This window comes from Paraburkholderia sp. GAS82, assembly GCF_050436285.1.
Lineage (GTDB): Bacteria > Pseudomonadota > Gammaproteobacteria > Burkholderiales > Burkholderiaceae > Paraburkholderia > Paraburkholderia phenazinium_B.
Genome location: NZ_JBNDLX010000001.1, coordinates 104303 through 124062 on the forward strand (window position 1 = coordinate 104303; position 19760 = coordinate 124062).

General features: G+C 61.5%; 15 protein-coding genes and 1 tRNA gene. 7 read left to right on the plus strand and 9 right to left on the minus strand.

Annotated elements, in window-relative coordinates; genetic code table 11:
- Positions 1-141 precede the first annotated feature (141 nt).
- Entirely contained in the window at positions 142-1206 is a 1065-nt protein-coding gene (locus tag P3T17_RS00530; RefSeq protein ID WP_074263864.1) for a glycosyltransferase family 4 protein, read from the plus strand.
- A 235-nt stretch (positions 1207-1441) separates the two neighbouring features.
- The gene (locus tag P3T17_RS00535; RefSeq protein ID WP_429404054.1) at positions 1442-2341 is read left to right on the plus strand and encodes a hypothetical protein; all 900 of its coding nucleotides are present in this window, start codon (positions 1442-1444) and stop codon (positions 2339-2341) included.
- 61 nt (positions 2342-2402) lie between these two features.
- Here P3T17_RS00535 and P3T17_RS00540 read toward each other — a convergent pair whose 3' ends face one another.
- From P3T17_RS00540 to P3T17_RS00580, 9 genes are all read right to left on the minus strand, one after another.
- Positions 2403-3431, minus strand: coding sequence for an alpha/beta hydrolase (locus P3T17_RS00540; RefSeq protein ID WP_429404056.1), 1029 nt, complete (start codon positions 3429-3431; stop codon positions 2403-2405).
- Positions 3432-3464: 33 nt separating this feature from the next.
- On the minus strand, positions 3465-3890 hold the full coding sequence (locus tag P3T17_RS00545) for an organic hydroperoxide resistance protein (RefSeq protein WP_074263867.1): 426 nt from the start codon (positions 3888-3890) through the stop codon (positions 3465-3467).
- Positions 3891-4064: 174 nt separating this feature from the next.
- Positions 4065-4631 carry a TetR/AcrR family transcriptional regulator gene (locus tag P3T17_RS00550; protein ID WP_429404058.1) on the minus strand — a complete coding sequence of 189 codons (567 nt, stop codon included), beginning with the start codon at positions 4629-4631 and terminating at the stop codon, positions 4065-4067.
- Positions 4632-4736: 105 nt separating this feature from the next.
- Complete coding sequence (locus P3T17_RS00555; RefSeq protein WP_429404060.1) at positions 4737-6638, minus strand: ABC transporter ATP-binding protein; 1902 nt, start codon at positions 6636-6638, stop codon at positions 4737-4739.
- A 353-nt stretch (positions 6639-6991) separates the two neighbouring features.
- Positions 6992-7726 carry a hypothetical protein gene (locus P3T17_RS00560; protein ID WP_429404062.1) on the minus strand — a complete coding sequence of 245 codons (735 nt, stop codon included), beginning with the start codon at positions 7724-7726 and terminating at the stop codon, positions 6992-6994.
- 567 nt (positions 7727-8293) lie between these two features.
- Positions 8294-8368 (minus strand) — tRNA-Val (locus P3T17_RS00565).
- Between the two features lie 48 nt (positions 8369-8416).
- Entirely contained in the window at positions 8417-9151 is a 735-nt protein-coding gene (dnaQ, locus tag P3T17_RS00570) for a DNA polymerase III subunit epsilon (RefSeq protein ID WP_074263871.1), read from the minus strand.
- Between the two features lie 134 nt (positions 9152-9285).
- Positions 9286-9732 (minus strand): ribonuclease HI, encoded by a 447-nt coding sequence (gene rnhA, locus P3T17_RS00575; protein ID WP_074263872.1) that lies wholly within the window; start codon positions 9730-9732, stop codon positions 9286-9288.
- Positions 9729-10544: a class I SAM-dependent methyltransferase gene (locus P3T17_RS00580; protein WP_074263873.1), complete on the minus strand. Its 816-nt coding sequence runs from the start codon at positions 10542-10544 to the stop codon at positions 9729-9731. Before P3T17_RS00580 ends, rnhA begins: the two co-directional genes overlap by 4 nt.
- A 19-nt stretch (positions 10545-10563) precedes the next feature.
- Between P3T17_RS00580 and gloB the strand changes: the two genes are divergently transcribed.
- The 5 genes from gloB (at position 10564) to carB (ending at position 19643) form a co-directional block, all read left to right on the plus strand.
- Positions 10564-11355: a hydroxyacylglutathione hydrolase gene (gene gloB / locus P3T17_RS00585; RefSeq protein ID WP_429404064.1), complete on the plus strand. Its 792-nt coding sequence runs from the start codon at positions 10564-10566 to the stop codon at positions 11353-11355.
- 155 nt (positions 11356-11510) lie between these two features.
- Complete coding sequence (locus P3T17_RS00590) at positions 11511-13214, plus strand: transglycosylase SLT domain-containing protein (RefSeq protein WP_074265974.1); 1704 nt, start codon at positions 11511-11513, stop codon at positions 13212-13214.
- A gap of 203 nt (positions 13215-13417) precedes the next feature.
- Positions 13418-14659 carry an MFS transporter gene (locus tag P3T17_RS00595; protein WP_429404065.1) on the plus strand — a complete coding sequence of 414 codons (1242 nt, stop codon included), beginning with the start codon at positions 13418-13420 and terminating at the stop codon, positions 14657-14659.
- Between the two features lie 349 nt (positions 14660-15008).
- Complete coding sequence (gene carA, locus P3T17_RS00600) at positions 15009-16172, plus strand: glutamine-hydrolyzing carbamoyl-phosphate synthase small subunit (protein WP_429404067.1); 1164 nt, start codon at positions 15009-15011, stop codon at positions 16170-16172.
- Positions 16173-16388: 216 nt separating this feature from the next.
- Positions 16389-19643, plus strand: a complete 3255-nt coding sequence (carB, locus tag P3T17_RS00605; protein WP_429404069.1) for a carbamoyl-phosphate synthase large subunit — start codon at positions 16389-16391, stop codon at positions 19641-19643.
- Positions 19644-19760 lie beyond the last annotated feature (117 nt).

Sequence of the window (19760 nt, forward strand, 5' to 3'; positions counted from 1 at the left end):
TACCAAGCGATCCATCGCAGGATTTCTCGAAGAAACAGGCCCGCGCCAGGTAGTCCCGGCGCGACTGGCAAGGCGAGCAAAGCGAGTCGCTTTTAACAAACCGCAGTACTTTTGCCTGATTTTTTACGAGGAGTTCTCTCTATGCGAATCGCTCAAATCGCTCCGTTGCACGAGGCGGTTCCCCCCAAGCTGTATGGTGGAACGGAACGGGTAGTGTCCTACCTGACTGAAGCTCTGGTCGAACAGGGACACGATGTGACGCTCTTCGCGAGCGGCGATTCGCAGACCTCGGCGAAACTCGAAGCGTTCTGGCCGCAGGCGCTGCGCCTGGACCCGACGATTCGCGACGTGATGGCTCCGCACATGCTGCTGCTGGAAGAAGTGCGCCGTCGCGCAGATGAATTCGATGTGCTGCATTTCCACATTGACTACTATCCGTTCTCGCTGTTCGCCCGTCAGCCGGTGCCGTTCCTGACCACGCTGCATGGCCGTCTCGATCTGCCGGAACTGCAACCGATCTTCAACACGTTCAGCGACGTGCCGGTGGTGTCGATCTCGGACAACCAGCGTATGCCGCTGCAACAGGCCAACTGGCTGTCGACCGTGTATCACGGTCTGCCGGAAAACCTGCTCAAGCCGATCCCCAACGTCAAGCCGAGCTATCTCGCCTTCCTCGGCCGTATCTCGCCGGAAAAGCGTCTCGACACGGCCATCCGCATCGCCGAACAGGCCGGCCTGCCGATCAAGGTTGCCGCCAAGCTCGATAAGGCTGACCGCGCGTACTACGAAGAAGTCATCAAGCCGCTGATGTCGCTGCCGCACGTCGAATACATCGGCGAAATCAGCGAAGCAGAGAAGACCGAATTCCTCGGCAACGCCCACGCGCTGCTGTTCCCGATTGACTGGCCGGAGCCCTTCGGTCTGGTGATGATCGAAGCCATGGCTTGCGGTACGCCGGTCATCGCGTTCAACCGCGGTTCGGTGCCGGAAGTGATTGAGAACGGCGTGTCGGGCTTCGTGGTTGAAGACGAAATCAGCGCTGTCGCTGCCGTCAAGCGTCTGAACACACTGCCGCGCGAAACGGTCCGCAAGGCGTTTGAATCGCGTTTCTCGTCGAAGGTGATGGCGCAGAACTACGTTGCTTCGTACGAAGAGCTGCTTCGTCAGAAGCGCCGTACCGTGCTGCGCGAAGTCAACGCAAGCTGACACTCTCGTAAGCTGTACCGTTCGGCACCGTTGCCTGTAGACGGCTTGCTGGACACCGACAACGCCCCGCGTGCTCGATGCACGCGGGGCGTTGTTGCATGGGCGCCGCGCATTGCGTCATGAATGTGTTGAAAGTGGTGTTTTGGAGGGAGTAACCGTGAGCCGCCTCGGTAATCTCCCTATAATGGCCGTGCCGCAAATTGGGCTGCGGCGTCGTCAACGACAGGAGGATGCCTTGGCGAGAACGAAAGAGACGCGTGCGAACGCGGCGCCAGGCGCCGGAACGATTTTCGCGTTGCGTGCCATCGGTCTCGTGATTCTGGCGCGGTGGCTGTTTTCGATGTCGACGATGGACTTCGTGTCGTCGTTGGCCGCCATGGCTTCGTCGCCATGGGCCTGCATCAACCTTGTCTTTCTGTTCCTGCTGATCTTTCTGCCGGGCGCGCGCGCCCGCGCCGAGCGCCCGTTTCATCCGCTGCCGCAATGGCTGCGCCAGGCGTTGCGAGTGTTCGCTTTCCTGGGATTCCTGTTCGCGGTCTTTTCGGTGGGCGCCTTCGTCTGGAGCGCGGGCGGGCGTCGCGCGCTGCAGACGATAGCGGCAACCAACGGCTGGCTGGTGGCGGCGCCAGCCTTGTATGCGGCAGTCATGTGGATCTGCCGTCCGCGTGCACTGTGGCGCACCAACGTTGCGGCGCGCCGCTTTGCGATAGGACGCTACGCGATCTCTGTGGATGCCACGACGCGCACGGTGGTTGTCTGGGTGGAAAGCCGCAAGCTCGGGCAGTATGACGCCCGCGAGTTGTCGGTGCGTTGGCCTGACGGGCAGGCTGGCGGCGCGACGCCGGCACCGGTGTCTGCGCCAGTTCCTGCGAACGTTGCCGGGAGCGCTGCCGCAGCGGTGGTTGTCGACGCTGCCGAGACCCAAAGCGCACCCGCCTCGCCTGCGGCCGCCGCGTCGGTGCCGCGCGCGGCAGCCCAGGTGGGCTGGATGCATCGTCGGCCGAAGGTTGAACTGCTGTGGGATTCTCCCGCGGCAGCAGGACACAACCGTCAAACGGTGTTTCGTGCGGCGCTTGCCACTGAAGGCGACCGTGTCGCCGCCCGTGCGCTCGATACTTCGCTGCGCCAGGCCTGACACGGCGCAGTGTCGCCTGACGATGCGCCGCTGCCGGATTTGCCTTTCTTTGCTGCGTGACTTACTTCAGCCGCGATTGCAATTCGTTGGCGAGTTGTTTGATCGCGGCCTTCGTCGGTGCGTCCTCGGCGAGTGCGTTGAGCAAGCCGAAATCGTGGATCGTGCCGTTGTAGCGGACAGTGGTCGCGTCATCGCCTGCTGCGTCGAGCTTGCGTCCGTAAGCTTCGCCTTCATCACGCAGCACGTCGAACTGGGCGACCTGAATCAGCGCAGGTGGCAGGCCCTTCAACTCATCCAATGAGGCACGCAACGGCGATGCGTAAATTTCGTTACGCTGCTTCGGGTCCTTCGTGTACGCGTCCCAGAACCACTTCATCATCGGAGCGGTCAGGAAGTGTCCTTCCGGATAGGCCTTGTACGAGCCGTCGTTGAAGTTGTTATCCGTGACCGGCCACATCAAACCTTGAAAGCGGATCGTCGGGCCTTGCTTGTCTTTCGCCATCAGCGAGACCACCGCGGCCATGTTACCGCCCACGCTATTGCCGACCACCGCCAGGCGGCTGCCGTCGACGCCGATGTCATTGCCATGTGCCGCAACCCACCTGGTCGCCGCGTACGCCTGGTTAATCGCCACCGGATAACGTGCTTCCGGCGACGGCGTGTAGTCGACGAACACCGCCACCGCGCCGGACTGCACGACGAGATCGCGTACCAGACGCTCGTGGGTCTGGAAGTCGCCAAGAATCCAGCCGCCTCCGTGGAAGAACATGAAGACCGGCAAGGTACCCGTTGCGCCCTGCGGACGTACGATCGTGATCGGTACGGTTATACCGTCCTGTTCGATAGTCCTGTTCGACACCTCGATGCCCGACAGATCGACCTTGACGCTGTTCTGCGCGGCGATCAGCACCTGACGCGCTTCGGCCGGGGTCAACGTATTGATTGCCGGTCCTGTGCCGCTGTTGAGGGCATGGAGGAACTGGCTTGTCACCTGGTCGGGCGTGGCGGGTGCTGCCGGCGTCGCGGCAACGGCAAACGTCGTGCTGACAGCAAGAGCGACGGCGAGCAGCATGGGTTTGACGGTCTTCATGGTGGATTCCGGTTGATGTAGTTGAAGTGGGGCTTAGGCGATCGTCAGCGTCACGTCGATGTTGCCGCGCGTTGCATTCGAGTACGGGCAGACGATGTGCGCACGGTCGACCAGCGTTTGCGCCGCTTCGCGTGCCATGCCGGGCAGCGAGATCTTCAGTTCCACTTCGATGCCGAAGCCGTTCGGAATTACGCCGATACCGACGCTGCCGTCGATCGACACATCCGCCGGGATGGCGATCTTGTCGCGTGCGGCGACGAACTTCATCGCGCCGAGGAAACACGCGCTGTAGCCGGCCGCAAACAGTTGTTCAGGGTTGGCGCCTTCGCCGCCGGCTCCGCCCAGCTCTTTCGGCGTGGTCAGCTTGAAGTCGAGATTGCCTGCGGGCACAACAGCACGACCGTCACGGCCACCGGTTGCGTGGGCTTGGGCGCGGTAGAGAACTTTGTCGAGGGACATGGTGAAACTCCTTTCAAGAGGTTGAGTTGCTAAAGTTTGCTATCTACTACTAGATAGATTTCCATCTACAAAAAGCGCGTGCTTCCATTTCACATCTCCCGGTTATCTATCTACTCAAAGATAGATAACTCGGCCAACTAAAGAGGTGGCGTACCACCTCGCAATTCGACTGCGTTACCGCGAGATTCTCACCGAGGCTTCGACATCTTCGAGCCGAGCCTTGGTGTGAAACAACCTGCTCGCCAGCACGCTGCCCTGGAACGCGGCGAAGAGCGTGCGCGCCGCGTTTTCCGGCTTGCCGTTCACTGCCAGCGTCTTTTCCTGCGCACCTTGCGCGAGAACTTTGGCCAGCCAGTTTTCGTTCGCCTTGAAAAACGCCTGTATTGCGTGGCGAATGTTCTCGGGCAATGACTCGATGTCCGCAGCCAGCATGCCGCACAGGCAGATCTGATTGCCGTCACCGAGGGTTCTGCCAAACATCTTTGCGTATTTGCTGAGCTTTGCATCAGCCGGCAAGGAAGCGTCAACAGTGTGGATGGCGTCGAACACCTCTTTGCTGTACTCGTTCACCGCCTCCAGTACCAGGTCGTCTTTCGACGGAAAGTAGTAGTGGATGCTCGAGGTCTTTACGCCGACCAGACTCGACAGATCACGGTAACTAAATCCGTTATAGCCGCGCATCATCATCAGCGTGATTGCGTGGTTGAGGATCTGTTCGCGGACCGTCGATGTCGTTTCCATGGATCGAACTTTATCTACTGATAGATAGACTGTCAAGAGGTAAGGTGAAAATTTTTTTGCGGAGCAGGGGAGGGATGCTGTGCATCCCTCCCCGCTGCTTGCGGATCATTCGTCCACCAGCATTTCCGGGTCGTCGATCTGCCGGGCGCTAGCATTGCCATAGCTGCTGGCGCTGACGCCACGCACTGCCGCCCTCACGTCCGGTTCGGACAGGCCCTTGATTAACTCCAGCGCCTGGCGTTCGAACAACCTGCGATACAAGCCTTTCTCGAGCTGGATCAGCGCTTCATGGCTACCTTCCTCGATGACCTTGCCCTTATCGAGTACAAGCAGCCGGTCCAGCGCCCGAACAGTCGACAACCGGTGCGCGACGACGAGCGTCGTGCGTCCCACCATCAGCCGTTCCATGGCTTGCTGGATCAGCAACTCGCTTTCACTGTCGAGACTCGAAGTGGCCTCGTCCAGAATCAGGATCGGCGCGTCCGCCAGGAACGCCCGCGCAATCGCCACGCGCTGACGTTCGCCGCCCGAGAGCTTGACGCCGCGCTCGCCCACCAACGTGTCGTAGCCGTTGGGCAACGTCACGATGAAGTCGTGGGCGCTGGCGAGCTTCGCAGCCCGCTCGATCTCGGCGCGCGTGGCACCGGGACGCGCATAGGCGATGTTCTCCGCCAGCGTACGGTGAAACAGCACCGGCTCCTGCTGAACGATGGCGATCTGGCTGCGCAACGACGATTGACTGACCAAAGAGATGTCTTGTCCGTCGATCGTGATACGGCCGCCCGTCACATCGTAAAGCCGCTGGATCAGCTTGATGAACGTCGTCTTGCCCGAACCCGAATGCCCCACCAGTCCGACGCGTTCGCCCGGCGCAATGCGCACCGAGAAGTTGTCGTACAGCGGCGTGGCGAGCGAGCCATAGTGGAACGTGACGTGCTCGAAACGAATCTCGCCCTTTTCGATCCTGATCGACCGTGCGCCGGGCTTGTCCTCGATACCGAGAGGCTGCTTTTCGAGCGCGACGAGTTCTTCCATGTCGTTGACCGAGCGCTGCAGGTTGCGTATGTGCATGCCTACTTCACGCAGATAGCCTTGCAACATGAAGAACATCGTCAGGGCGAACGTGATGTCGCCGACGCTGGCTTCGCCGTGAGCCCACAGGTACAGCGCGGCCCCGAGGATCGACGCCTGGATCACCACGAGCATGCCGCCCTGAACACCGCCGTTGAGCGTGCCGCGCACCCACGTCCGCCTGGTGCGATGGCGCCATTTATCGATGATGCGGCCGAGTAGCACCTCTTCGCGCGCTTCCGCGCCGAACGCCTTGACGACTGCGTTGCAGCTCACCGCATCGGCGAGTGCGCCGCCCATCCGGGTGTCCCACGCGTTGGCCAGACGCGCCGCGGGTGCGACGAAGCCGAGCGACAGCATCGCCGTTATCGCGATGTACAGGATCGAGCCGAGCCCGACGACTGCACCCATCAGCGGCCAGCGCACGCCGAGCAGCACGGTGGAACCCACCAGCATGACGAGCGACGGGAACAGCGCCACCAGCAGCGTGTCGTTCAGGATGTCGAGCGCCCACATGCCGCGCGTGATCTTGCGCACTGTCGAGCCGGCGAAGCTATTGGCGTGCCAGTCGGTCGAAAACCGCTGCACCCGGTGAAAGGCATTGGCGGCGATCTTGCTCATCATCTTCAGCGTCAGCACGATGATGTTCATGAAGACGCCTTGGCGCAGCAGGGTTGCGCCGAGACCGAGTCCGGCCAGAATGGCAAACGCGGTCACGGCCGCATGCCAGGCGGCCGGGTTGCCGGCCGAGCCCGATGCGATCGCGTCGACGAGGTGCCCCGCGAACAGCGGCGTGAGCACGTCGGCCAATGCCGAGAGCAGCACCAGGCTGGTGACGGCGAAGATGCGCCAGGGTTGTTCGCGCCAGTGTCGAACGGTGAAGCCGAGGACGTCCTTAAAGACTTGTCCGCGTAAGTCGAGTTTTTTTGTAGTCATTGGTCACGGCCTGGGGACGCAGAGACCCCGGGATTCCAGTCAGAAGCAATAGGAATAGACAGCCGAAGCGGGCCAGACCGAACTGGCAAGCTAGTGTTAGACCGTCTGGAAAATGCGCAGGTTTGCCGAAACGGCGGACCTGCGTAGGCGACTAGTTAAGGTCGCGAGGCCACGTAAAGGGTGGCAATGTGCACGCTGAACAACATGTGATGCCTCCCTTTAGAGTTGAGTGAAGTGAAGAACAAGGTTGGACGGAACTGATGTCCGAAGCTCGAATATATAGTGGCTTTATTGCGGTTGCAAGAGCGGGCGGCGTGGATGTGGTTGATTTGATACGAAGAATGGAAGAGGTCTCAGAATAAATCTGCGAGACGGTCGCGGAATCCACGGAAAGTCTGAGTGATTCGTTGGAGTCCAGCGGTCAAACCAGGGTCGTAGTAGTGGATGATCAAGGAGCGTCGTTCCCCTGACTCGACGTCGAAATTGCTGTGCAGCGTAACAAAGCCGTTGAACACGTAGGCATTGCCGGGTAAGCACACTATTCGATCGCATCGCCCTCTGGACCGGTCACGATCGAGCAGCGCGCGGCGGACGGGGAGCGGGAGTGCATGCTCGATCATGAGCCAGGTCTTGGTGCGCACGTTGGCAATCAACGAAATCGACTCGCGCTGGCGCTTGTACACAACGAGGTCGCCGCATCGATCGTATCCGTCAGCAAGCTGCAAAATAATCAGTATCGTCAGGATGTGGGAATCGTAATGCCGCAGGTAGCTCTGTGAAGGCATGCCAGAGTCGACGCAACGAAGTACATAAAGCGGTTCGCCGTTAAGTTCCTTGCCGAGCACGACGGCCGCCCAACCGCGAGCGGCAGAGCATGCCCGACTCTCCATCGCATTGAAGCTGTCGGACGCCCGCAGCAACTCGGCGAAATTCCTTGCCATCGTTGCGGCGCGTCGACCGTCGGCCGGGCGCCATTCATGTCTTGCAGTATCAATGGAGCTATTCATGTATTCGAGCAGGCTGTGAGGCACCACGCCTTCGAATACCCTGACTGGATCCCGTTGGTCTGTTTGATTGTTGTCATTCATAGGTCCACCTTACGCGGAAGGCGTCGCTGCACGTTGACCGATAGTGTCGGGATCCTACGTCACCCATTACTGCGTCGACGATACCCGGCGGGATATCCCGTCGCCGCTACGATTGAGCAGGATATGATGCAAGATCCCGCGCTGAATCGGCCAGGCAAAGTCATTCCGCCTCGACAACATTTGCGAGCCGCTCCGGGCGATATGGACCGTTGGCTTCTAAACCCCTCGCGGTGCAGTGGGCGGTTACCAGTCGAATGCTACTGTGAATTGTCTGATAGATGACGGACAAGCTATATGCGCTATCCGCCGTGTCCAATGGCAGAAAGGCGATAGGAGACCCCATGCGAGCGGCCGTGCCACTTTGATAGCCGACGCTGCGGCCATGGTGACTCGAACGACTGCAAAAGATTGACCCGATCGGGTGCGCGGTGCTGCCGGAGAATATGGGCGAAAAAAAGCCCCGCGGTTGCAGGGCTTTTTTGTGTTGCGTTAGCAGAAGCTCGCTGCCGGCCGGAACAGTTGGCCAAACCAGCGCTGGATGCGTTTCCAGAGACTTCGGCTGAATACTGGTGGGTGGTACAGGGATTGAACCTGTGACCCCTGCCGTGTGAAGGCAGTGCTCTACCGCTGAGCTAACCACCCGAAGAGAGCGAAATTATGTCAGAGGATCTTCGGCTCGTAAAGCACTTTTTAAGCAGTCTGCTCATCCGCTGTCGACACAGGCTGGAGACGCCAAACGCTCGTCCCCTTGACCGCCTTGTCGAGGCCATCGAGCACCGCCTGATGCGCGGCAAGTTCCTCTTCGTTTGCAACGATCACCGGCAACTCGAGCGAACTCAGCGCCACGCGCGGCGCACGTTCTCCGCTGCTGGTCGATGCCTCGCCCAGCATGTCGATCACGAGGCTCTCTTGCCCGCGCGTCATCGCCAGATAAACTTCAGCGAGCAGTTCCGAGTCGAGCAGTGCGCCGTGCAGCGTGCGGTGTGCATTGCTGATGCCGAAGCGGTCGCACAGCGCGTCCAGTGAATTGCGCTTGCCAGGGAACATGGCTTTGGCGCGAACCAGCGTGTCGATCACCTCGCCGCAATGCGAACTGAACGGCGGCAGCCCGAGCAGCGCGAATTCAGCGTCGAGAAAGCCGATATCGAATGGCGCGTTGTGGATGATCAGATCCGCGCCCTGAACGAAATCGCGCAACTCGTTGGCGATCTCGGCGAACTTCGGCTTGTCGCTCAGGAATTCGGTGGTCAGGCCGTGGACCGCCAATGCGCCCGGATCGCTGTCGCGCTCCGGGTTGATGTAGAAGTGCAGGTTGCTGCCTGTGAGCCGGCGGTTCACCAGCTCGACGCAGCCGATTTCGATAACGCGGTCGCCGGTGCGCGCGTTCAGGCCGGTGGTTTCGGTATCGAGGATGAGTTGACGCATGTCGGATTAGCCCGCTCTAGAAATTGGCTGAGAAAAAACCTAACCGCGAACCTAACGCGGAAGCACATTACGGCAGAAGCGCGAAGAAAACTGAGACGCCAACGCGAAAGCAAATAGCAGCCAAAAAACGCGCTTCAAATCTCCGCCAGCGTAGCGACCCCACGGTTTGCCAGCGCGTCCGCACGTTCGTTCTCCGGATGTCCCGCGTGACCTTTCACCCAGCGCCACTCGATCTCATGCTGCTGGACTGCCGTATCGAGCCGCTTCCACAGGTCAGCGTTCTTAACCGGGGTCTTCGCAGCGGTCATCCAGTTTTTCTTCTTCCAGCCGTGGATCCATTCGCTGATGCCTTTCTGCACATACTGCGAGTCGGTATGCACGACCGCCTTGCAAGGCCGCTTCAACGCTTCGAGCGCGGCGATTACCGCCATCAGCTCCATGCGATTGTTCGTGGTGTTCGCTTCGCCGCCGAACATTTCTTTTTCCTGCGCGCCGTAGCGCAGCAGCGCGCCCCAGCCGCCTGGGCCGGGGTTGCCCTTGCAGGCGCCGTCCGTATAAATATCGATGAGTTCGGAAGTCATTTTCTCTGGTTGCGTGTGTTCGGAGAGGCGGCGGGGGCGAGGCCCGCTGCAAGCACGGGTTTTTTCACCTTTACCGGGCCGATGAGACGCATGCCGCGCACGCGCTTGATCGCCTTCACCATGTAGGTGGCGCCGAAGATCGGCCACCAGCGGTCGCCGGCGGCTTCCATGAAGCCATAGCGCGCGAGCCACTGGTCGCTGACGAGGGGCGGACGATAGCAGCCGAAGCGTCCGCGTTCAAGGTCGAAGCCGAGCAGTTTAATCCAGTCCTTCAGACGGGTGAACGCAATCAGGTCGTGCGCGGCCGGCACGAACGGCCGCCCCGTCATCTTGCCGACCGATTGCCGGGCTCCCCACAGCGACAGCGAATTGAAGCCGAGAATGATCAACTGACCTTCGGGCATCAGCACGCGTTCGGCCTCGCGTAACAGCCGGTGGGGGTCGCGGGTGAATTCGAGCGTATGCGGCATAACGATCAGGTCGACGCTCTGCGCCTCGAACGGCAGATCGAGCAGATCGCACCAGACCGCGCTGCGCCCGAGCGGCGCATGTTTTTCGGGCGCAGCGGCGCCCGCCGCGCGCGGGAATTCGTACGGCGCGCTCGCGCCGCTGGCGGCGTCCAGCACGAGGCCACGGCACGGCATGCGGTTCTCGCGCAGGGCATCGAGTTGCGGCAGACCCAGTTGCAGCGCGTGGTAGCCGAACACGTCCGACACCACACGGTCGAGCTGCGCCTGTTCCCATTCCAGCACGTAGCGTCCGGGTGGCGAATCGGTCCAGGCGGGCCAGTCTATAATCGTTCGGTCAGACATATTGAAGATTGCGTCGCCTATGAATGCGCTCGAGTACGTGCCGGTCCCGGCGTTTGAAGACAATTACATCTGGCTCGTGTCGGATGGGCACCATGCGGTGGCCGTCGATCCGGGCGAGGCCGCTCCGGTTCGCGCCTACCTGGCGAAACGGGGCTGGCGGTTGAGCGCTATTTTACTCACGCACCACCACCAAGACCACGTCGGCGGGGTGGCCGATCTGCTGAATGGCCAGGCCGTGCCCGTGTACGGTCCGGCGGGCGAGGCGATAGAGCATCTCAACTATCGTCTGAAAAGTGGCAATCGCGTGAGCATTGCCGAGCCGGCGCTCGAACTGAGCGTGCTCGACGTACCTGGCCATACGCGCGGCCACATTGCCTACTTCCAGGTAGCCGACCCGGCCGGAACCCCTCACGTGTTTTGTGGCGACACGCTGTTCGCGTGCGGCTGCGGCCGGTTGTTCGAGGGCACGCCGGCGCAGATGCTGACGTCGCTGGACGAGCTCGCGGCCCTGCCTGGCGCGACCCAGGTTCACTGCGCGCATGAATACACGCTGTCGAACATCCGCTTCGCGCTCGCCTGCGAGCCCGGCAATGAGGAGTTGCAGACATGGCGCGATCGTGCAACCGCGCTGCGCGAGCGCGGCGTTCCCACCTTGCCTACGACGATCGCACAAGAGCGGGCAACCAATCCGTTCCTGCGGGCCGACAGTCCCGCGATCCACGCGACCCTCGCCGAACAGTTGCACGAAACGGTGCCGGATCGTTTAACTGCGTTCACATTGATGCGTGAATGGAAGAACAGGTTCCGCTGACCCGTCGCCTGATGGGGTCATGTTCACCTTGAATTTCGGAAAAATATGCCAAGCCTAAGATTTGCCTAGGTTTTTCGTATATTTCTGATTGACGTAAACGTTTCGCTTTCGTACTATCGGCTGCAAATTCCAGTCCTATGGAAGCCGAGACGTTCATGAGATTTATCTTTAGTACGTTGCTGGTCCTCATGCTCGCCGCGTGCGCGAGCCAGGGACCAACGACGAGCAGCAATACCACCGCGCCTAATCCTGCCACCCAGCAAGCTGTAGCCGACGCCCTCCGCAACACCGCCTCTGCCAAAGAAACGATCAATGTCGATCAAGGCTCGGTCGACCAGTTGACGAGCCCGGACGCCGATCTATGGGCGCGGATTCGCCGTGGTTTCCAGATGCCTGACCTGCAAAGCGACCTCGTCGACATGCAGGTCAACTGGTACGCGCAGCGCCCCGATTACGTGGCGCGCATGACCGAGCGGTCGCAGAAATATCTGTATCACATCGTCGAAGAGCTCGAGCAGCGCCATATGCCGACCGAGCTCGCGTTGCTGCCGTTCATCGAGTCCGCCTATAACCCGCAGGCGTTGTCAGTCGCGAAGGCGGCTGGTATGTGGCAGTTCGTGCCGGATACGGGCCGTACCTACAACCTCAAGCAGAACATGTGGCAGGACGAGCGCCGTGACGTGCTGGCTTCCACCAGCGCGGCGCTCGACTATCTCTCGCGTCTGCACGACATGTTCGGCGACTGGCAGCTTGCGCTGGCGGCGTACAACTGGGGCGAGGGCAACGTGCAGCGCGCGATCGCGCGCAACGAAGCGGCGGGATTGCCAACGGACTATGCCGACCTGCGCATGCCGAACGAGACGCGTAACTACGTTCCCAAGCTGCAGGCCGTCAAGAACATCGTGATGAACCCGCAGGCCTATGGCCTCGCTCTGCCGACCATTCCGAACCACCCGTATTTCGTGACGGTCACCACCGCGCACGATATCGACGTCGATATCGCGGCCAAGCTCGCGAACATGACGCCGGACGAATTCCGTTCGCTGAATCCGTCGTTCAAGAAGCCGGTCATTCTCGGCGCGACCCAGCCGCAGATCCTGCTGCCGTTCGATAACGCCAGCGCCTTCGAGCACAACCTGAAGGCCTACTCGGGCAACCTGTCGTCGTGGACCACCTACACGGTGACCGAGCGCGCGGCGCCGGCCGCGCTTGCGCAAAAGATCGGCGTTGATCCGGACACGCTGATGGAGGTCAACAAGATTCCCGTTGGCATGCGTCTGAAGCCGGGTTCGACGATCGTCATTCCGCGTACGGACGACGACGCCGATGAAGACATCAGCGCGGACGTCGCCGAAAGCGCCGTTCTGGCGATGGAGCCGGACGTTCCCGACACGCGCAAGATGCTGATTCGCGTGCGTCGCAAGCAGACCATGGCGGCGCTGGCGGTGCGCTACGGCGTGTCGATCGGTCAGTTGAAGGGATGGAACCGCACGCATCGCGACCAGGTCAACCCGGGTCAGGTGATCGTGCTGCACGTGCCGGTCGGCAAGGCCATGCCTAGCGAACCCGGTCCCGAGCGGATCGCCACGAGCGTGCAGGGCGGTGGCGTCGAGCGCATCGGGACCCAGGTCACAGACACGAAGAGCGAATCGCGCTACGATAAGAAATCAGGTCGTGGCCGCACCGCTGTCGTCAAGGTGTCGGAACCGGCGGGCAAGGCCAGCAAATCGTCAGCGTCGGGCGCCGCTCCCAAGGGCAAGATGCTGAAAGTGGCCGAGCCGGTCACGTCCAGCAAGGCGTCAAAGGCTACGGCAGCAGGCCGCCCGAAGACCGCAGCCAAGACGAAGAAGGGCAACTAGACCAAAGCGGCTTCCACGGAAGTGGCCACATGCGTTGCGGGGGCAGCGCATGAATTGCGCTCCGATCCACTTCTCGTTTTTCAACGCCGTCACCTGTGGTGACGGCGTTTTCATTTCAGGGTCTCTGCAGGGTCTTTCCGGCAGTTCCTTGCGTTTTCCTTTATCGTTTGTGCTTTCGCCAGACCAGAAACTGCCTTTTACCCATGTCGTCCACCCAGCTTCGCGTGTTCCTGCTGTTCTCCGCCGGCTACTTTGTCTCCTATGTCTTCCGCGGCGTCAATCTCGGCTTCGCGCCACTTATCACGCATGATCTGGGTTTATCCGCTGCCGATCTTGGCCTGCTGACGAGTCTCTACTTCCTTGGCTTCGCCGGCGCCCAGATTCCAGCGGGCGTGCTGCTCGACCACTATGGCACGCGCCGCGTCACCGCCGGCACGCTGCTGTTTGCGGCAGCGGGGATCTGGGTATTCGGGACGGCGCACGGTATCGGCACGATGATGCTAGGGCGCCTTTTGATCGGCGTCGGCGTGTCGGTCTGCCTCGGCGCGGCGTTCAAGGCGCTGGCGCAGTATTTCGAGCCCGCGCGGCTGCCGCTCGTCAACGGCCTCGTGATGGCGGTGGGCGGTCTGGGCGGCGTGGTCGTGGGTTCGCCGTTGACCTGGGTGCTGACGTTCGCGAGCTGGCGGGCAGTCTGCGGCGGCCTGGGCGTGCTGACCATCCTGGTGGCGCTCGCCTTGTGGACGCTCGCGCCGGAAAAACGCGAAGAGCATCACGGGACGAGTCTCGCTGGGCAGTTCAAAGGCACGTGGCACATCCTCAAAAGCGCGGCTTTCTGGAAGATCGCGTCGTTTTCTGTCGTCACCCAAGGTGTGTTCTATTCGATGCAGTCGCTGTGGGTCGGCGCATGGATGCGCGATGTGATGGGCTTTGCCCCCCGTGAGGCCGCAGCGCTCGTATCCATTCTCGGTGTCGCGATGATGGCCGGCTGCGTCGGTTTTGGCGCTGCGGCGCGCAGTCTGGAAAAGCGCGGCGTCTCGCTCTACGCCTTTTGCGGAATCGGCATGGCGCTCTTCGTGGTCACCCAGTTGCTCATCATGCTTCGCGCGCCGTTGCCCGCAGGCCTTTTGTGGGCGGCATACGGCATCTTCGGTGGGACGGGCATCCTCAGCTACGCGGTATTAGCGCGTCATCTCCCGCAGCAGCTGATCGGGCGCGGCAACACCACGCTTACGCTGATTCTTTTTCTGCTGATTTTCGGTTTCCAGATTGGCGTCGGCGCGGTGCTATCGCTCTGGCCCGCCGACGCCGGCCACTATCCGGCCGTCGCGCACCTAACCGCCTGGAGCGGTCTGGTCGCGCTTCAGATCGCCAGCGCGATCTGGTACGTATTGCCGAGCCGTGCGCTGGCGAAGCCGATCCATCTGCAGGCCGAACATCCGTCGTGATGCGCTGAAACCCTTGTGGATAAAGGCGTCCATGCGCCGTTCGGGGCTCCGCGCCCCGTTCCCGTCCCATCTCAGATTTGGAGGGAAGGGCACTTTCGGGCTATAATTCCAAGGTTTGAGCTTATCAACCCGCACCCTAGCGCCTACCTCTCCCATACCGTTCATCCGCCGCGCGCGGCTGACGCACCGCACCCAGCCGATCAGTCCACACAATGGATCCATCGCGCCCTTGCGACGTCTGCTGTGACACGCGAGCGAGCCTGCGCGCGCATCCACCGATGCATCTCGCTGCGGCTCGCACGGCTCGGATAGACAGGTCGGCACAGGGTGCTCCCCCAAGGAGTCTCCCGTGTTGCCGTCTTTTTCTCCCGCTCTGCTCGCGCTCGCCGACGGCACGGTCTTTCGTGGCTACTCGATCGGCGCTCCCGGCCATACGATTGGCGAAGTCGTTTTCAACACCGCGATCACCGGGTACCAGGAAATCCTGACCGACCCGAGCTATGCGCGTCAGATTGTGACCCTCACGTATCCGCATATCGGCAATGTCGGCGTGAACGCCGAGGATGTCGAAGCCTCGAAAGTCCATGCCGCCGGTCTGATCATCCGCGACCTGCCGGTTCTTGCATCGAACTTCCGCATGGAGCGCACGCTCTCGCAGTACCTGCAGGACGAAGGCGTGGTTGCCATCGCCGGCCTCGACACGCGCAAGCTGACCCGCGTGCTGCGCGACAAGGGTGCGCAGAATGGCGCGATCCTCGCCGGCTCGGATGACGAAGCCAAGGCAATCGAACTCGCCCGCTCGTTCCCGGGTCTGGCCGGCATGGACCTGGCGAAGGTCGTGTCGACCAGGGAATCGTTCGAATGGACGCAGACCGAATGGCGTCTGGGCGAAGGCTACGGCACGCAGAAGGCGCCGAAGTATCGCGTGGTCGCGTTCGACTACGGCGTGAAGTACAACATCCTGCGCATGCTGGCTGAGCGCGGTTGCCACGTCACCGTGCTGCCGGCGCAGGCTACCGCAGCAGATGCGCTCGCGCTCAATCCGGACGGCGTGTTCCTGTCGAACGGCCCGGGCGACCCGGAACCGTGCGACTACGCGATCGAGGCCACCAAAGAACTGATCGGACGCGGCATCCCGACTTTCGGCATTTGCCTCGGTCATCAGATCATGGGCCTCGCGGTCGGCGCGAAGACCATGAAGATGAAGACCGGTCACCACGGCGCGAACCATCCGGTGAAGGATCTGGACGACGGTCGCGTTGTCATCACGTCGCAGAACCACGGTTTCGCAGTCGACGCCGCTACGCTGCCCGCCAACGCACGTGCCACGCACGTGTCGCTGTTCGACGGCACGCTGCAGGGCTTCGCGCTGACCGACAAGCCGGCGTTCTGCTTCCAGGGGCACCCGGAAGCGTCGCCTGGCCCGCACGATATTGCTTATCTGTTCGATCGCTTCACCGGCTTGATGGACCACAGGAAAGCCGGCAAGACGGCAGCTGCAGCGGCGGCTTGAGGCGTCAGCTCATGGGGTGGTCGCCAGAGGCGCCCACCCAGGACGCCTGCGTCAGGCGGAGCCCCGGAAGATGTAACGCCGGGCCGCTCTGCGGACAAACAGAACAGAGCGCGCCGCCACAGCAGCAACGTGGAGCCAGAGCAGCAGCACCGGCCCCGGCAGCAGCGGCGAAGCGCGCCAACGGAAAGAACTCAGGAATACATTAGCGAGAGCGTTATGCCCAAGCGGACAGACATTAAAAGCATCCTCATCATCGGCGCGGGTCCGATCATCATCGGCCAGGCGTGCGAGTTCGACTACTCGGGCGCCCAGGCTTGCAAGGCGTTGCGTGAGGAAGGCTACAAGGTCATTCTCGTCAACAGCAATCCGGCGACGATCATGACCGACCCGAACACGGCCGACGTGACTTACATCGAGCCGATCACGTGGGAAGTGGTGGAACGCATCATCGCCAAGGAGCGCCCCGACGCGATCCTCCCGACGATGGGTGGCCAGACCGCGCTGAACTGCGCGCTCGACCTGCACGCACACGGCGTGCTCGAGAAGTACAAGGTCGAACTGATTGGCGCATCGCCGGAAGCCATCGACAAGGCGGAAGACCGTCAGAAGTTCAAGGACGCGATGACCAAGATCGGCCTCGGTTCGGCCAAGTCGGGCACCGCGCATTCGATGGAAGAAGCGTTGCAGGTGCAGGCGCAGATCGCGGTGGAAACGGGCAGCGGCGGGTACCCGGTGGTGATCCGTCCGTCGTTCACGCTTGGCGGCTCGGGTGGCGGCATTGCATACAACCGCGAAGAGTTCGAAGAAATCTGCAAGCGCGGTCTGGACCTGTCGCCCACGCGCGAACTGCTGATCGAAGAATCGTTGCTCGGCTGGAAAGAGTACGAGATGGAAGTGGTCCGCGACAAGAAAGACAACTGCATCATCGTGTGCTCGATCGAAAACCTGGACCCCATGGGCATCCACACCGGCGACTCGATCACCGTTGCGCCGGCGCAGACGCTCACGGACAAGGAATACCAGATCCTGCGTAACGCATCGCTCGCGGTGCTGCGCGAAATCGGCGTGGATACAGGCGGCTCGAACGTACAGTTCTCGATCAATCCGAAAGACGGCCGGATGATCGTGATCGAAATGAATCCGCGCGTGTCGCGTTCGTCGGCACTGGCCTCGAAGGCGACTGGTTTCCCAATCGCGAAGGTTGCGGCGAAGCTCGCCTGCGGCTACACGCTCGACGAACTGAAGAACGAAATCACCGGCGGTCAGACCCCGGCTTCGTTCGAACCGACCATCGACTACGTCGTCACCAAGATCCCACGTTTCGCGTTCGAGAAATTCCGCGAGGCCGATTCGCGTCTGACCACGCAGATGAAGTCAGTTGGCGAAGTGATGGCGATTGGCCGCACTTTCCAGGAGTCGTTCCAGAAGGCGCTGCGCGGTCTCGAAGTGGGCGTGGACGGTCTCGATGAAAAGACCACCAGCCGCGACGAGGTCATCCGCGAGATCGGCGAAGCCGGTCCGGACCGCATCTGGTACGTAGGCGACGCGTTCCGTATCGGCATGAGCGCCGAGGAAATCTTCGAAGAGACTTCGATCGACCCGTGGTTCCTCGCGCAGATCGAACAGATCGTGCTGAAGGAAAAGGCGCTAGGCGGCCGCACGCTCGCGAGCCTGTCGAAGGAAGAACTGAAGTATCTGAAGCAGAGCGGCTTCTCGGATCGGCGTCTCGCCAAGCTGCTCGGCGCGAAGCCGGCCGAAGTGCGTCAACGTCGGATTGAGTTGAACGTGCGTCCGGTCTACAAGCGCGTCGACACGTGCGCGGCCGAATTCGCCACCAAGACCGCATACATGTACTCGACCTACGAGGAAGAGTGCGAAGCGAATCCGACCAGTAACAAGAAGATCATGGTGCTGGGCGGCGGTCCGAACCGGATCGGCCAGGGCATCGAGTTCGACTATTGCTGCGTGCACGCCGCGCTCGCGATGCGCGAAGACGGCTACGAAACGATCATGGTCAACTGCAACCCTGAAACCGTTTCGACCGACTACGACACGTCCGATCGTCTGTACTTCGAATCGTTGACGCTCGAAGACGTGCTGGAAATCGTCGACAAGGAAAAGCCGGTCGGCGTGATCGTGCAGTACGGTGGTCAAACACCGCTGAAGCTTGCGCTCGATCTCGAAGCGAACGGCGTGCCGATCATCGGTACCTCGCCGGACATGATCGACGCCGCCGAAGACCGCGAGCGTTTCCAGAAGCTGCTGCAGGGCCTCGGCCTGCGCCAGCCGCCGAATCGTACCGCCCGCGCTGAAGACGAAGCGCTGGAGCTCGCCGACGAAATCGGCTACCCGCTCGTCGTCCGTCCGTCGTATGTGCTGGGCGGCCGCGCCATGGAAATCGTCCACGAGCCGCGTGACCTCGAGCGCTATATGCGCGAGGCCGTGAAGGTATCGAACGATTCGCCGGTGCTGCTCGACCGCTTCCTCAACGACGCAATCGAATGCGACGTGGATTGCATCTCCGATGGCGAAGCCGTGTTTATCGGTGGCGTGATGGAGCACATCGAACAGGCGGGCGTCCACTCGGGCGACTCCGCCTGCTCGCTGCCGCCGTATTCGCTGTCGAAGGAAACCGTGGCGGAACTGAAGCGTCAAACCGGTGCGATGGCCCGGGCACTGAACGTGATCGGCTTGATGAACGTTCAGTTCGCAATCCAGCAAGTGCCGCAGGCGGACGGTTCGAAAGAGGACGTGATCTACGTGCTCGAAGTGAACCCGCGCGCCTCGCGTACGGTACCGTATGTGTCTAAGGCGACCAGCCTGCCGCTCGCGAAGATCGCCGCGCGTGCGATGGTCGGCCAGACGCTGGCGCAGCAGGGCGTGACAAAGGAAATCGATCCGCCGTACTTTAGCGTGAAGGAAGCGGTGTTCCCGTTCGTCAAGTTCCCGACCGTCGACCCGGTGCTCGGACCTGAAATGCGTTCGACCGGCGAGGTGATGGGTGTGGGCCAGACCTTCGGTGAGGCGCTGTTCAAGTCGCAGCTTGCCGCAGGTTCGCGTTTGCCGGAGTCGGGCACGGTGCTGCTGACCGTGATGGACGCCGACAAGCCGAAGGCCGTCGAAGTCGCGCGCATGCTGCACGAACTCGGCTATCCGATCGTCGCGACCAAGGGTACGGCTGCCGCAATCGAAGCGGCTGGCGTGCCGGTCAAGGTCGTCAACAAGGTGAAAGACGGCCGTCCGCACATCGTGGATATGATCAAGAACGCAGAGATCGCGCTGGTCTTCACGACCGTCGACGAAACCCGCGCGGCGATCGCCGATTCGCGTTCAATCCGCATGAGCGCGCAGGCGAACAAGGTCACGTACTACACGACGATGTCGGGTGCACGGGCTGCCGTCGAAGGGTTGCGGTATTTGAAGGACCTGGAAGTCTATGATTTACAAGGACTCCATGCTCGCCTAAACTAAGGCTTCGAATACCTGTCCAAGATGTAAGTGCCGCGGTTAAGCGGCGTCCCTCAAGGTACCGGCATGGGCTTTGCCCGGGCTCAGGTGCCAGCGGGGATGCACTTAACCGCGGTGATT